The sequence below is a fragment of the Brevibacillus sp. HB2.2 genome (assembly GCF_013284275.1).
GTDB lineage: Bacteria > Bacillota > Bacilli > Brevibacillales > Brevibacillaceae > Brevibacillus > Brevibacillus brevis_D.
In genome coordinates this window covers 23,854-36,373 of the sequence record NZ_JABSUV010000017.1, presented here as the reverse complement: position 1 = coordinate 36,373, position 12,520 = coordinate 23,854, and the positions used below count along the sequence as shown (strand labels likewise).

The window sequence follows — 12,520 nt, the reverse complement described above, 5'->3', positions numbered from 1 at the left end:
GATGCCTGATGGATCAGACGAAAATGCGTATTTTATCCGCAGCAGCGAAGCTTTTTGATGTTCATGGCTATAAAGGAACCTCCGTAAGACAAATTGCCTCTGTTGCTCAAGTAAATTCCGCGCTGATTTCCTATCACTTTGAAGGGAAGCAAGGAGTCCTGGAGACGCTGATTGCTTCTTACTTTGAGACGTTGTTTCGCCTTTTGGAAGAACTGGAAAACGAGCAGGAAAACATCCCTGCCTATCAACGATTGGAACAAGTTGTGCAGCTATATTTGCAATTTCAATGTGAGCATGCGGCTATCACGCGGTTGATTCACCGTGAGCTGAGCGTAGAATCCATGCTTGCTCGTGAAGTGATGACGCTATATATGAGCCGATGGAAGCACGGGCTTTCACGTGTAATCGAGGGCGGTGTCGTCTCCGGTGAGTTTTTGCCCGTCTCTATTGATCGTACAGTACTGGCTATGACGAGTCAGATGATATATCCATTTTTGCAACCACAAATGGTTCGCCAGGTCTATGATCTGGAGCCATCTTCCGAGGAGTTCGTCCAATGGCTGCAAACCTCGATTATGTGTTATCTGCGAGGTTCTTTGCTGCCTGCTTAGGCGTGGCCTCTCCCAATGAATGATTCTAGTAAGGGGATGTATGACAAGTGAAACGAAAACTATTCATGCTCTGTTTGGCAGGCATGTTGTTATATACGAATCCGGTTTATGCAACACCGTTTCCAGATAAAAAAGATGAAGTTGTTCAGGACGCTGACAACTATTTGAAAAAAGAAGACAGAACCGCCTTTGCAAATTCATTGAACGGCCTACCAGGCAGCTACAAAGTCGTGGTAGTGGAAAGCACTGCACCAGAAGCTGAATCTCCAGATATGTATGCACAAAAGCTGTTTGACAATTACAATTTGGCCGATGATGCACTAATGATCGTACTTGACATGAACACCGAGCAGCTGGGGATTTATGCAGGTCCTTCTTTGCAGGAAAAAGGTGCGACGATGACATTACTGCATGAAAAGATCGCGTCTTTTTATGACGCATTTCGCACACAAAAGCAGTATTTGACCGGTATACAAACTGTAATCGCGGAAGTAAACAGGGAGCTAAGCCGCATTGAAAACAAGCAAGCAACAGCAATACCGGATGCGACCGACGCTAGTAAGGCACCAGAGAGCGAAAGCAGTAGCGCACTCGGAGGTATTCCGTGGTGGATTTATCTGGTTGGGGCGGTATTTGCTGGGTTATCGATCGGCTTGATTTACGCGATGATCAGACGCCGTGCTATTTTTGCCCAAGTAGATGATGTAGAGGATTGGAAGGAAGAGCTCGTTGAGAAGATCAATGTCATCGAGGTGGAAAAACCGCTTCGCCGTTCCAGCGGCATGACAGAAGTACGTTACCACCACTTGGCAGACAAAAAAGAGAATCTGTTGCGCATTCGCATCCCTGATGTAGAAATGATGATTCTCGATGCGGAAGAGGCTTGTGATCGTTTCCGTTTTACGTTGGCACTTGGCATGTTGAATGAGGCGAGAGAGGCCATTACAAAAATTGAGGATGAGCTGGATGAGCTAAAAACAGACACATCCAAAGTGGCAGTTACCAAGCAAGAAAATAAGGTTGTTGTTCCTGAGATCGGAAAGCAAGTGGAGCAGATGGAACGACGTTTGTCCGATTTGCGTCTGGAGTACGGATTGTCTTTCCATGAATTGAAAGCATCGCTGGATGAAGTAGACACGATGCGAAAACTCGTGAAAACTGCGCGGGCAGCAGGGGACGACATTGCTGCCTACGAAACCACACAAAAAGCTCAGCAAGTACTGGAGCAGGTAGGACAAGCAATGGAGCTTATTCCAAAGCTTGTGCAACGCGTGAAAAAAGAATTGCCAGAAGAATTCAAGCATCTGGAAGAAGGAATTGAGCAGGCCGTTCGCGATGGCTTTGATTTAAAACAGGATTCCTTGGACAATGCCCTCTTGCAGGCGAAGCAATTGGTCATGTCCGCGAAGAGCGCTTTGGAAGAGGGCAGCCTGGAAATGGTGTTGACTCATGTCAAAGCGTTCGAAGTGCTCATTGATGCGACGTATCAAGCGATAGAAGATGGCGTTCTTGCACGTGATGAAGCCGCAGCGACGGTGTATGCAGAAGTTGAATTGGAACCGCAAGCAGAAGGAAATCAAGGTAAAGATGAAACAGAATTTGTGCAGGAAGAAAAGAGTGCAGAAGTAGGCGCGGTGGAACAGGATGATTCGCTACAGCAAGTAGCTGCGACGTCCACGCCTGTGGAGCCGGAGATTCGTACACCGGAGCCGACTCTAGCTAGCGAGATCGAGCATTCTGCCAGCGAAGAAAATCCAGGAATGACAACTTCTTTCCAGCAGACGAAAGTGGAAGAAGAGCGAGCGGTGAGAGGAAGATCCTCAGAGCTGAGTGAAGCTGAACGTTCCGTGTTGTTGCAAGCAATTCCTCAGCTTTTCAACAAAAAAGCAAAAAAGCCGGCTCCAGAAGTCAAAGCTGAGGAACCTGTGTACGAAGAAGAAGAGTACGAGTTGGTCATGCCGAAGAATCAGCCTGAACAGGAAGAGATGATTCCGGAAGAAGAAGAGCAAGCGTATTTAGTCATCGAAACGGAAGACGATGCGCTGGATGAACTGGAGCGCATTTCTAACACATTAGTCCGCGTTCGTCAGCAAATCAAGCGTAGCTACTTGCCAGGCATTCCGGATCAATTGAAATACATGTTTGAAGAAGTTGTGCAAACGTTGGGCCGCGTGCAAACGATCATGGAACAGTACCGCTATGATCTGGAAGAGGTCGCCATGCTGGTCCAGGACGCGAGTGATTTGGTCGGCGAAACAGAGCGAATGGCAGAACGAATTATCGCAACTTGCCAGATGGCAGAGGGTGCCATCCAGTATACAAACCGGTATCGCCGCCAAAATCGTCAGGTCAATGAGTTGTTAACGAAGGCAGAGATATCATTTCGACAACTAGCTTTCGCAGAAGCGTATCAGCTTGCCGAGGAGGCCCGGCTGGTAATTGAAGGCGCACCAGCCGAAGATGATAACGGTTGGCTTCTCCGTCGTAAGAAAAAGGGTTGAGCCAGATGATGGTCTTTCCTCTCTTCTTACTGGCAGTTGGGATTCTCGTCATGGTACAGCCGCAGACAAAACGTTGGCAATCGCGGATGAACGCTCATTTTCAGGGAGACGAAAGGCGCGTTAAGCAGCGTGCCAACACGTTTTTTCTGTTGGGCCTAGGCTTTTTACTCGCTGGATTTGCGTATTTGTTCCGCCTTGTTGGATAAACCGATCATCAATGATAAAGCACCTGCTATAAAAAGATGGATGTACCATCTTTGGTAGCAGGTGCTTTTTGTTGGGCAAAAAAAAGAAGCATCGCTCACGCAGGCGATGCCCCATCTAGGAAGATAAAGGGAGTAAGGTCTGTTAAATCAGCACATTACAACTAGGGGGGAGTAATGTGCTGATTTCTCTTTTCATGAAAAGAGAACCTGATTCATAGTTTCCCCATTCCCTGATCATCTAAACGTCATTCTCGTAAAAAAATTCAAATGCTTCCTGCGCACTATGCGTACCAGCAGAATAGCCAGACGAAAAGGCGATGGTGATGTTGTAGCCACCTGTATGGGCGTGGACGTCCATGACCTCTCCCGCAAAATATAACCCATCCATGAGCTTGGATCTCATCGAGCGTGGATCGATCTCTTTTACACTCACACCGCCACCTGTAATGAACGCTTCCTCAAGAGAGAGCGTCCCCGTAATGGTGAGTGGAAAAGCTTTGATCAAGTTCGTGAACTTGCTCCACTCTTGTTTCTTCATATGGCTGTAGGTCGTTTCATCCGAAATTCCTGCCAAGGAAAGCAAGAGTGGAATAATCCGTTCGGGGAGGAAGCCTTTTATTGCATTTTTTACTGCCTTTTTTGGCTGCTCCTCAATCAGCTGCCAGCTTTCCGCCGTAATTTCATCGGCCGTTTTGTTAGGCATGAGATCGATCGTCAGAGATAGAGGAACCGCTCCGTATTTTCGTTGCGACACAGAGACATAATGTCCCATGCGCAGGGAGGCGGGTCCTGATATTCCGAAATGAGTGAAGATCATATCGCCTTCCTGTGTATTGATCTTTTTCCCATTGGGCGCATACAACGTCATCGTGATGTCACGCAGCGACAGACCCTGGATCGATTTATCACGAATAAAAGAGTCATTGGCTGTAAGCGGTACTTCAGTAGGATACAGCTCTGTGATCGTGTGCCCGGCTGCTTTTGCCCATGTATAGCCATCGCCCGTAGAGCCTGTCTGTGGTACAGAACAACCCCCGACGGCAATAATCACACAAGGCGCGGTTATTTTCTCACCAGACTGGAGCATGATGCCACCGACTCTGCCTTCCGAGTAGAGAACTTCCTTTACAGCGGCGTTTAAATGAATGCTGACACCTCTTTGCTTCAACAAATCAATCAACGCTTGGGCGACTGTCACTGCTTTATCTGTGACGGGAAACATACGGCCCCGATCCTCTTCTTTTAGCGCGACACCCAACTCCTCAAAAAACTGGATAATCTCTCGGTTGCCGAATTGGGTGAGAGCACTGTACATGAAGCGACCATTTCCCGGCATTTGTTTGATTAATTCATCTTGTTCCTTGGCATTGGTTACATTGCAACGACCGCCGCCCGATATGATGAGCTTGCGTCCGAGCTTCGAGCCTTTTTCCACGAGACAAACTCTTGCCCCTTGACCAGAAGCAGCAATAGCAGACATCAGCCCAGAGGGGCCACCGCCTATGATAATAACGTCATACTTGTATTGTGATCGATTCATTTCATTCTCGTCCTTTGTTGTATAAGGTTGGGCAAACACCATTTTACCACAACCTACCCACCCGGCGCGCCATTCTAGCTAGGATAGAGAGGACGAGGCACCTAAAATATCAGTCAACGGCTGCTTTTCTAAGACGTAACGAACGGTGGATTGATCACGGAGGATATTCGTCACGACATATCCTTTGGCAAAATAGGCTGTGAACAATTCGCGCGTCATCTCGCGCCACATGGAAGCGACGGTCATATCAGCTCGTTTAACATCCTGGAAGAAGGCAGGGACAGGTAGCAGCACGATAGGCTCTTCGCGTGACAAATCGATTTCGATAGGATGTGGAATGCCATCTTTGATTTCCAGACGCAACAGGTCTGGTGCATGTTCAAGAGAGGGAGTAGGGTTGTTCCCTGCCTGACGCGATTCCACACGATCGCTTCCAATCAACCATTCCACGAGGAAACGGTCTGTCGGCAGTCCTCGATTGAAGTCGTCATCAAGCTGTCCGTAGCAGTTTGGCAAATACGTTCGAACGATACCTCCCAACTTGGCGATGTTCAGAACTCCGTTTACAGTCTCTAGCGGATCATAGGTCCATGTGATTTTGGAATAGCCCGCAGCAGCCGCTTCTTCTTTTTGCAGCCATTTCATTTGTACGCCCAGCCCTTGCTTGCGATACTCTGGCAAAAAGCCGAGCATGTGCGAACAAAGATGGGGTTCTCCATTGGTGAAGCCCGGGAAGCTGTACAAGAAGCCGATCATTTTCTCGTCATCGAATGCCCCTAAAAACAGACCGCCAAACTTTTGCATGGTGAGTGTCATATGGTGGGGAATAGCACTAGAAGGGTCCCATATTTTCCCCTCCATTTCTTCTAATTGTTCAATCTCACTGAATTCGGACAACTTTCGTAACGTGATTGCCATCTGCTTTTTCCTCCTCAAACCATTCGTGTTTTTTTCTTCATTCGGGAAAAGCTCTTGCATTCCTGCTTGGGAGTAGTTGCGTCTGAAATCTCTCTCGCGGATAATAGAGAAGGGTAACAGGCATGAAACTAGGGTCGAGGAGGATTTTTGGCAATGGAAAATAAATTTCAAGCTGAACTGTGGAACCGTTTGACGCAGGCACCAGGAGCGCCTGGCTTCGAAGGTCCGGTACGCGAGATTATGCGGGAATACATAAGCAGCTATACGAGTGAACTCATGTACGACAATTTGGGCAGTATTTTTGGCGTTATGCGTGGTGACGAGAACGGTCCTAAAATTATGGTAGCGGGTCACATGGACGAAGTCGGCTTCATGGTCACCCGAATTTCTGATAAAGGATTTATTTCATTTCAGACGCTGGGAGGCTGGTGGGGGCAGGTTCTGCTCGCACAACGTGTACAAATTATAACGGACAACGGCCCAGTTGAAGGCGTAATCAGCTCGATTCCACCGCATGTCTTGAGCGACGATCAGCGTAATCGCCCGATGGATGTGCGCAACATGTACATTGATATCGGCGTGGATTCACGTGAGGAAGCAGAACAGGTAGGGATTCGGGCTGGCCAGCAAATCGTACCGGTTTGCCCGTTGCAGGTCATGTCCAATCCGCGCCGTATCATGGCGAAAGCATGGGATAATCGCTATGGTTGCAGTTTGGCAGTGGAGCTCGCAAAAGAACTGCATGAAAACCCCAATCATCCGAATGTCGTCTACGTCGGGGCTACTGTACAGGAAGAATTGTCCGGGCAGCGTGGCGCGAAAACTGCCGCTGCGTCCATTGATCCGGATTTGTTCCTGGCATTGGATGCGAGTCCAGCCACAGACATACCAGGGGTAAAAGATGATGGCGGCAAGCTCGGCGGTGGACTGTTGATGCGCATCTACGATCCGATGTACGTCATGCCGGTAGGATTGCGTGAGCTTCTTATCTCCACGTGCGAAGAAGAGAACATTCCATACCAGATTTACGTGGCAAAAGGCGGGACGGATGCAGGTGTCGTTCAGTACCATGGCAAGGGAGTGCCGTCTGCCGTTATTGGAATTCCTTCCCGTTACATTCACAGCCATTCGTCGATCATTGACCGCGAGGATTACGAGGCAGCCAAGCGTCTCTTGTTCAGTGTCATTCGCAAGCTGGACCGTGCGACGTGGGAATCTATTTTGCCTAGATAAGTGAGTAGAAAGCGGAGGAATGCTTTTGAACGCGATCATATTGTATACACGGCGTCAGGGCGAAGCGACGTCGTTTGAATTTAATGTGTTTGACAATCAATTTGCTACGGAGAATCTGGCAGTGCGCAAGGTGTTGATGGCGATGCTTGCAGCCGTTTCCAACAAATTGACCGATCTGGAAGTGGAGTACAACGACAGCATCCTGGTGGAGAAGGTCGGGGCGAAGCGTGCCGGTGAACTGCTTCGTTTTCTCGGGGCAACAAAAGAGAACATGCGGGAAAATCTGAGCAATGGTGTAGTAGTCAGCCGGATCTTTCATGCGCCTTTTACACAGGAGCACTATGAATACTTTTACAACCTGACGGACATCGCACAACTGTCACACTATCGCTTACAAGAGGGCAAAGAAGATCGCATCGTGTTTTATTTCACACGCTATCTCCAACTGATTGCGCCTGATGAAAAGTCTCGCCAAGCGTTTTTGGAGGGGCTAGAAGAATTCTCCTTGCCGTACAAGCTCGTACCGATTTCGTAAAGGAAATGAAAAAAGTCATTTTGCCCTTGCATGAAGGCGCAAAATGACTTTTTTTATTGATTGCCTAAGGGTTAGGTGGAAGGACGATTTGGCCCCTCCAGTTTTTTGTCTCCATAGCCCGGCGCATCGTTTTGAACGTTTTTGGGCTGGCGATTGCGTTCGTCTGGTCGATTTTGCTGTACGGAGGAATCCTTGTTTTGCTTAGTCATGTAACTACCCCTTTCTCAGAGTCATGGCTGCCAAGGCGAATTTGTTTTTTGGCGAATGCGGGAGGATACATGGTCCTCCAGTTGGATGAACAGGGAGGTGAGCGGCACTCGCCGAAGCACTTCCATCTGCTTTTCGAGTTGATGCTGTGCGTTTTCCTCTACGTTCATGTGGCCCCTTCCTTTCTGGGAGTTTTTGAGGGGGAGTCAAGTACAGCATTTTTGTGGCGAGGGATGGCGTATAGGGCAAACAGACCAAGAATCGCCGCCAAAAACAGTGTAATTACTCCGTAGCCAATCCACGGATAGATGCTGCCGACTCCCCCAAGCTTTTCAACCATTGCTCCACCCAATCCTGTCCCAAGAGCCGTCCCAAGACCAGATACGAAATTGGAAAAGCCAAAGTACGCCCCCAGCCATTCTTCTTTTGCGAAATGAGTGACGAGACTGTCCAGCATGGGCATAAATAGCATCTCACCCAAAATGAATAGAATCGCAGCCCCGGACAGTGTGAGGAAGTGGTTTGCCCATCCCATGAGCGTTAGCCCTGCACCCAACAAGATCGTTCCCATTGTGACAGACAAGTACGGATTGATGCGCTGTAGTACAAAACGTGAGATCAGCCCTTGCAAGACGACGACACTGAGCGAGTTGATCGTCCAAATGAGGCCAATCATCGTAGCGGAATGCAGGACATGCTCTCCCCGTAGCGGCAGGATCATGGCGAATTGAGCGTAGATCGCCCAGATTAAGAGCGAGATCGCGGAAAAGAGCAGAAAGCTGCGATGGGTCAAGATGTGACGATACTCCTTGAGCGGCGTTTGCTTACAATCAGTTCCCACACAGCGATCATCGGGAAGGATGAAGCGAGAAAAAACAGCAAGTGCTCCGTACACAAAGGCAGCTACGAGAAACGGCTGTTTCCCACCCGCAGTCATCCATGTAATGATCAAGCCTGCGACAATAATCCCGCTGTGAGCGAGTATCCCTCTCCATGAGAAGGCAGCCGTTCTTTGGCCCTCATCCACTTCATCCGCGATCATGGCTTTTATGGTAGGAGCGAGCAGACCAAGACCCAAGCCGTTGACTGAGGAGAATAACAAGAAGAAACCATAGGAATGGCTGAAGTGATAGCCTGCCATGGCACATCCTTGAAGGAATGCCCCCAAGGCTAGAATGGTGCGTTTGCCCCAGCGATCTGACATCAAGCCGCCTGCCAAGCTTCCGATTTGGTATGTGATGCTTCCCGCTGCCAAAATGATGCCGACTTGAGAGAGTGAAAGAACCCGTACCTTTTGCAAAAAGACGGGGAAGACGGGAATGACCAGGTAAGAGGCCATGTGCATGAAAAAGACGACTAGCAGTAACAGCAGGTAAGGCTTGTTGCGTAACAGAGATCCAGTAGAGGCTGTCATGTTCGTCTCCTCTTTGATTCATTCCTCTCTAGTATGAGTGGAAAAGGAGTGTCCCTATGCGTCGTTTTTCACAACAAAGTAGGCCAGCACACAAAATCAATATGAAGGCAGGCAAGTGTCCAATCCAACAAGCGTGGAACCACATATACCTATAGGGAAAGGTACCATGGGCGGTATGGAATGGTGCGAGGAGCGCGGCAGGATGAAGGGGGGATCTGACGTGAGAGGATTTGGTTTCTTCAACGAGGAAGGTTTCGAAGTGATCATCTGGATCATCGTGATCGTTTTTCTCCTCGTTATATTTTTTGACGAAGGGATAGATTAAGATGAGTGGATATCGACCGGTTCGGCAATTGAATCATTATTACAAAACAAACGATGCTTTCAAGAAATGGATCCGTGCCAATGAGCAATGGTTCAAGCAAAATCCAGAGGTTTTTAACCAGATGCTGCGAAATCCGAAAATGGTCAACTTGTTTACGGATCTTATGATCATGAACTCGCCGCGCATTGAAAAGAAACTGAAAAAATGGAGAAGGAACCAACGCTGATCGACCCGGCATGCTGCCCAATCTAGCATGCCGCTTTTTATTTGAAACGCTGGCGAGTTCTGTTATAAAACCGGGATGACGAGCGTAGGGATAAGCATATACTGCTTGTTCGAAGAAAGGATGAAGCACAACATGGCACAAGTCATTTTGACGTTTTTCGTGGCTTATGGCATTGTGGTGGGCGGAGCTCTCTCAGGTGGAGTGGGCGCTTTTCTCACTGAAAAGCCTCCGCTGTTATCGATGGCCCAATTGGCTGACCAGCTCAAAATATGGGGATTGGTTGGGGCATTGGGCGGAACGTTTGATTCGTTTTTGCAGATCGAAAAAATACTGATGGGAAATTTGACACCTGTCTTTAAACAGCTCGTGATGATCGTCGTCGCATTCTTGGGTGCCCATATCGGAACGATTTGTGTACATTGGCTGGTACAGGTGCGCTCATGAAAGTGATTCTTTGGAAGCGTTACCTCGCGCTTTTGCTCATGGGGTGCGTGTTGGGCGGAACCGTGATTTTATTTACATACGGACGCGAAATGGAGCAGATGATGCTGATCAAAAAAAGCTTGGAGCTGCAAAACAAAAAACTGTACGAGGAAAATCTGGAGCTGAAGCAAAATCAGCGGGTCTATCGCAAAAAGCAAGAGACTGTCATCGAAGACGTACGCGCCTCTGTACTCACCGCAGATCAGAAGCAGCCGCTTCATGCCACCATTGTGGTACAAGTAGTTGATCGCGTGGAAAAGGATCTCGCTTTGTTAAAAGGGAAGAAGGTTGAGCAGGTTGCGGAGGTTCATCAGGTCTTGCATGAAATGCTGCGGCGCCGCGAATATATTTTGTCTGATCGAACGACAGTGGAGGTACGAATCAAAACAGTCGTGATTAGTAGAACGTTGCATGTGTTCGTGACAGCGGACGTTATACCGGATGATGTTTGGCAAAAGATTGCGCGAAACTTTCTATTTCTTCCACCGTATATTTCAATATAGAATATCTGATAGCCAGATCATGTAGGTCTGGGTCGGTATAAAGGAGAGGCGAACACATGTCCATGTTCAAAAAATTATTGGCTAGTGTAGGTATTGGCTCTGCGCAAGTAGATGCACGTCTTGAGCAGGATTCACTCATTCCCGGAGATATGGTCAGAGGTGAGGTCCATATCAAGGGAGGAGATGTCGCCCAGGAAATCGACGAAATCTACATGTATGTCGTCACACACTATGAAAAAGAAAGCAACGACTCTAAGACGAAGGAAGAATGCACACTTGTCAAATACCGTCTGTCTGAGCGGGTACAATTGAAACCGAAAGAGGAAGTCGTTCTGCCATTCGCTTTTCAATTGCCGTATGAGACGCCATTGACAATGGGGCGTCAACCCGTTTACTTGCGGACAGGTCTCGATATTAAAAATGCGATCGACCCAGGTGATTCCGATTTCATCGAGGTTCGCCCACATCCGTTAATGACCAAAGTGTTGGATGCTGTTCAACAGATCGGATTCCAGCTGTACAAGGTAGACTGCGAATACAATCGCCACCTTGGCCGCAATCATCCGTTTGTACAGGAATTTGAATTCCGTCCGACAGGGCCATACCGCAGTCGATTGGAGGAGCTCGAAGTAGTCTTCTACCTTCGCGATGGCGAATTGGAAGTTTTATTGGAATTGGACAAACGTGCGCGCGGCTTTATGGGGGCACTTGAAGAAGCGTTTAACCTTGATGAACGCTATGTCCGTTTCCGCTTAACGAATGCAGACATGAACAGACATACGCATGTCATTGCCGAAGCGATTGAAGCGCTCATCAAGAAGCAGCTTCGCTAGAGAATGATACCAAAAAGGCCTGACGGGGTGAAAATAACCACTCTGTCAGCCTTTTTTCTTTATGAAGGTCTTCTCGCTTTTCTCCCTACCTAAATTCCTGTACACAACCTTCTTTTTAATTTTTCGATTTGGATGTATAGGGCTGGATTTTTCTGACAATACTGTGAGCATGAAGAATCCAGAGGAGGATATTATAATGAATTTGTTAGAAAAAACGAGAAAAATTAATGTGATGCTTCAAAAAACAATGGGTGGCAGCGGAGTAGGCTTCCAAGATCTCGCAAGACTATTATCTGAAGTGATTTCTGCAAATGTTTACATCATTACCGCAGATGGCTCAATCCTGGGAAGTGGAATGAATCAGGAGATTTCCCTGCAAGAAGAAGGGCGTTCATCCACGCAGCTACAGGAAGGTGTACATCAGAAGCTGCTAGAAGCTTCACAAACCTTGGCCAACGAGCCGGTTACCAGCCCGTACAGCCTTGTTCCAAAAGAGTTGAATTCGATTTTCCCGCAAATGATGACGACGATTGTTCCTATCAACGCAGGGGGAAGCCGCCTTGGCACACTCGTCCTGCTGCGTGCTTACGGTCAGTTTGAAACAGAGGATCTGATTTTGGGCGAGATCGGTGCTACCGTGATCGGTATGAAAATCGTCCGGCAGCGCACAGAACAAATTGAAAATGAAGTGCGTGACAAAACCTTTGCCAAAATTGCACTCTCGTCGTTGTCCTACAGTGAACAGATCGCGATTGAAAAAATTATGGAGCAATTGGATGCACGCGAAGGCTTGCTAGTAGCTAGCCAGCTGGCAGATCAAGCAGGTCTGACACGTTCGGTCATCGTGAACGCTCTTCGCAAGCTGGCAAGCGCAGGTGTGCTAGAATCCCGTTCGTTAGGAATGAAGGGTACCTATATCAAAGTGCTGAATGACAAATTCCCATCTGAATTGGCGAAATGGAAAACCTCATAATTTGCCACGAGC

At 48.1% G+C, this 12,520-nt stretch carries 15 protein-coding genes; 10 read left to right on the top strand and 5 right to left on the bottom strand.

Going from position 1 to position 12,520, the window contains the following annotated elements; translation table 11 throughout:
• Positions 1-8: 8 nt before the first annotated feature.
• From refZ to HP401_RS14300, 3 genes are read left to right on the top strand one after another with little or no spacing between them, the layout of a single operon-like run.
• Positions 9-611 (top strand): forespore capture DNA-binding protein RefZ, encoded by a 603-nt coding sequence (gene refZ / locus HP401_RS14310; RefSeq protein ID WP_173605468.1) that lies wholly within the window; start codon positions 9-11, stop codon positions 609-611.
• 47 nt (positions 612-658) lie between these two features.
• Positions 659-3,112: a septation ring formation regulator EzrA gene (locus HP401_RS14305; protein WP_173605467.1), complete on the top strand. Its 2,454-nt coding sequence runs from the start codon at positions 659-661 to the stop codon at positions 3,110-3,112.
• 5 nt (positions 3,113-3,117) lie between these two features.
• The gene (locus HP401_RS14300; protein WP_016742115.1) at positions 3,118-3,318 is read left to right on the top strand and encodes a hypothetical protein; all 201 of its coding nucleotides are present in this window, start codon (positions 3,118-3,120) and stop codon (positions 3,316-3,318) included.
• A gap of 238 nt (positions 3,319-3,556) precedes the next feature.
• On the opposite strand, the gene HP401_RS14295 is transcribed toward HP401_RS14300, so the two are convergent.
• Together HP401_RS14295 and HP401_RS14290 are read right to left on the bottom strand one after the other, a co-directional pair.
• Positions 3,557-4,858 carry a BaiN/RdsA family NAD(P)/FAD-dependent oxidoreductase gene (locus HP401_RS14295; RefSeq protein ID WP_173605466.1) on the bottom strand — a complete coding sequence of 434 codons (1,302 nt, stop codon included), beginning with the start codon at positions 4,856-4,858 and terminating at the stop codon, positions 3,557-3,559.
• 78 nt (positions 4,859-4,936) lie between these two features.
• Complete coding sequence (locus tag HP401_RS14290) at positions 4,937-5,776, bottom strand: GNAT family N-acetyltransferase (protein ID WP_173605465.1); 840 nt, start codon at positions 5,774-5,776, stop codon at positions 4,937-4,939.
• A 153-nt stretch (positions 5,777-5,929) separates the two neighbouring features.
• Between HP401_RS14290 and HP401_RS14285 the strand changes: the two genes are divergently transcribed.
• Both HP401_RS14285 and HP401_RS14280 read left to right on the top strand, forming a co-directional pair.
• Positions 5,930-7,009: a M42 family metallopeptidase gene (locus HP401_RS14285; RefSeq protein WP_173605464.1), complete on the top strand. Its 1,080-nt coding sequence runs from the start codon at positions 5,930-5,932 to the stop codon at positions 7,007-7,009.
• A gap of 19 nt (positions 7,010-7,028) precedes the next feature.
• Positions 7,029-7,544 carry a hypothetical protein gene (locus HP401_RS14280; RefSeq protein ID WP_173605463.1) on the top strand — a complete coding sequence of 172 codons (516 nt, stop codon included), beginning with the start codon at positions 7,029-7,031 and terminating at the stop codon, positions 7,542-7,544.
• A 71-nt stretch (positions 7,545-7,615) separates the two neighbouring features.
• On the opposite strand, the gene HP401_RS14275 is transcribed toward HP401_RS14280, so the two are convergent.
• From HP401_RS14275 to HP401_RS14265, 3 genes are read right to left on the bottom strand one after another with little or no spacing between them, the layout of a single operon-like run.
• A complete protein-coding gene (locus tag HP401_RS14275) occupies positions 7,616-7,753 on the bottom strand; it encodes a hypothetical protein (RefSeq protein WP_167402441.1) in 138 nt (45 codons plus the stop codon).
• A gap of 21 nt (positions 7,754-7,774) precedes the next feature.
• Positions 7,775-7,921, bottom strand: a complete 147-nt coding sequence (locus tag HP401_RS14270) for a hypothetical protein (RefSeq protein WP_173605462.1) — start codon at positions 7,919-7,921, stop codon at positions 7,775-7,777.
• A complete protein-coding gene (locus tag HP401_RS14265; protein WP_173605461.1) occupies positions 7,918-9,165 on the bottom strand; it encodes an MFS transporter in 1,248 nt (415 codons plus the stop codon). The genes HP401_RS14270 and HP401_RS14265 overlap by 4 nt, the downstream gene beginning before the upstream one ends.
• Positions 9,166-9,491: 326 nt before the next feature.
• Between HP401_RS14265 and HP401_RS14255 the strand changes: the two genes are divergently transcribed.
• The 5 genes from HP401_RS14255 (at position 9,492) to codY (ending at position 12,508) form a co-directional block, all read left to right on the top strand.
• Entirely contained in the window at positions 9,492-9,716 is a 225-nt protein-coding gene (locus HP401_RS14255; RefSeq protein ID WP_015892387.1) for a hypothetical protein, read from the top strand.
• A gap of 132 nt (positions 9,717-9,848) precedes the next feature.
• Positions 9,849-10,160 carry a YtrH family sporulation protein gene (locus tag HP401_RS14250; protein WP_007720892.1) on the top strand — a complete coding sequence of 104 codons (312 nt, stop codon included), beginning with the start codon at positions 9,849-9,851 and terminating at the stop codon, positions 10,158-10,160.
• Entirely contained in the window at positions 10,157-10,702 is a 546-nt protein-coding gene (locus HP401_RS14245) for a sporulation membrane protein YtrI (RefSeq protein WP_173605460.1), read from the top strand. The genes HP401_RS14250 and HP401_RS14245 overlap by 4 nt, the downstream gene beginning before the upstream one ends.
• A gap of 56 nt (positions 10,703-10,758) precedes the next feature.
• Positions 10,759-11,535, top strand: coding sequence for a sporulation protein (locus HP401_RS14240; protein ID WP_173605459.1), 777 nt, complete (start codon positions 10,759-10,761; stop codon positions 11,533-11,535).
• Between the two features lie 196 nt (positions 11,536-11,731).
• Positions 11,732-12,508, top strand: coding sequence for a GTP-sensing pleiotropic transcriptional regulator CodY (codY, locus tag HP401_RS14235; protein WP_064202195.1), 777 nt, complete (start codon positions 11,732-11,734; stop codon positions 12,506-12,508).
• The last annotated feature ends 12 nt before the right edge of the window (positions 12,509-12,520 follow it).

What these genes read in the sequence shown, in the direction of transcription:
- HP401_RS14295 (WP_173605466.1), bottom strand. Translation starts at nt 4,858, where the DNA reads ATGAATCGATCACAATACAAGTATGACGTTATTATCATAGGCGGTGGC.
- codY (WP_064202195.1), top strand. Translation starts at nt 11,732, where the DNA reads ATGAATTTGTTAGAAAAAACGAGAAAAATTAATGTGATGCTTCAAAAA.
- HP401_RS14275 (WP_167402441.1), bottom strand. Translation starts at nt 7,753, where the DNA reads ATGACTAAGCAAAACAAGGATTCCTCCGTACAGCAAAATCGACCAGAC.
- HP401_RS14270 (WP_173605462.1), bottom strand. Translation starts at nt 7,921, where the DNA reads ATGAACGTAGAGGAAAACGCACAGCATCAACTCGAAAAGCAGATGGAA.
- HP401_RS14290 (WP_173605465.1), bottom strand. Translation starts at nt 5,776, where the DNA reads ATGGCAATCACGTTACGAAAGTTGTCCGAATTCAGTGAGATTGAACAA.
- HP401_RS14285 (WP_173605464.1), top strand. Translation starts at nt 5,930, where the DNA reads ATGGAAAATAAATTTCAAGCTGAACTGTGGAACCGTTTGACGCAGGCA.
- HP401_RS14280 (WP_173605463.1), top strand. Translation starts at nt 7,029, where the DNA reads ATGCTTTTGAACGCGATCATATTGTATACACGGCGTCAGGGCGAAGCG.
- HP401_RS14255 (WP_015892387.1), top strand. Translation starts at nt 9,492, where the DNA reads ATGAGTGGATATCGACCGGTTCGGCAATTGAATCATTATTACAAAACA.
- HP401_RS14250 (WP_007720892.1), top strand. Translation starts at nt 9,849, where the DNA reads ATGGCACAAGTCATTTTGACGTTTTTCGTGGCTTATGGCATTGTGGTG.
- HP401_RS14300 (WP_016742115.1), top strand. Translation starts at nt 3,118, where the DNA reads ATGATGGTCTTTCCTCTCTTCTTACTGGCAGTTGGGATTCTCGTCATG.
- HP401_RS14245 (WP_173605460.1), top strand. Translation starts at nt 10,157, where the DNA reads ATGAAAGTGATTCTTTGGAAGCGTTACCTCGCGCTTTTGCTCATGGGG.
- HP401_RS14265 (WP_173605461.1), bottom strand. Translation starts at nt 9,165, where the DNA reads ATGACAGCCTCTACTGGATCTCTGTTACGCAACAAGCCTTACCTGCTG.
- refZ (WP_173605468.1), top strand. Translation starts at nt 9, where the DNA reads ATGGATCAGACGAAAATGCGTATTTTATCCGCAGCAGCGAAGCTTTTT.
- HP401_RS14240 (WP_173605459.1), top strand. Translation starts at nt 10,759, where the DNA reads ATGTCCATGTTCAAAAAATTATTGGCTAGTGTAGGTATTGGCTCTGCG.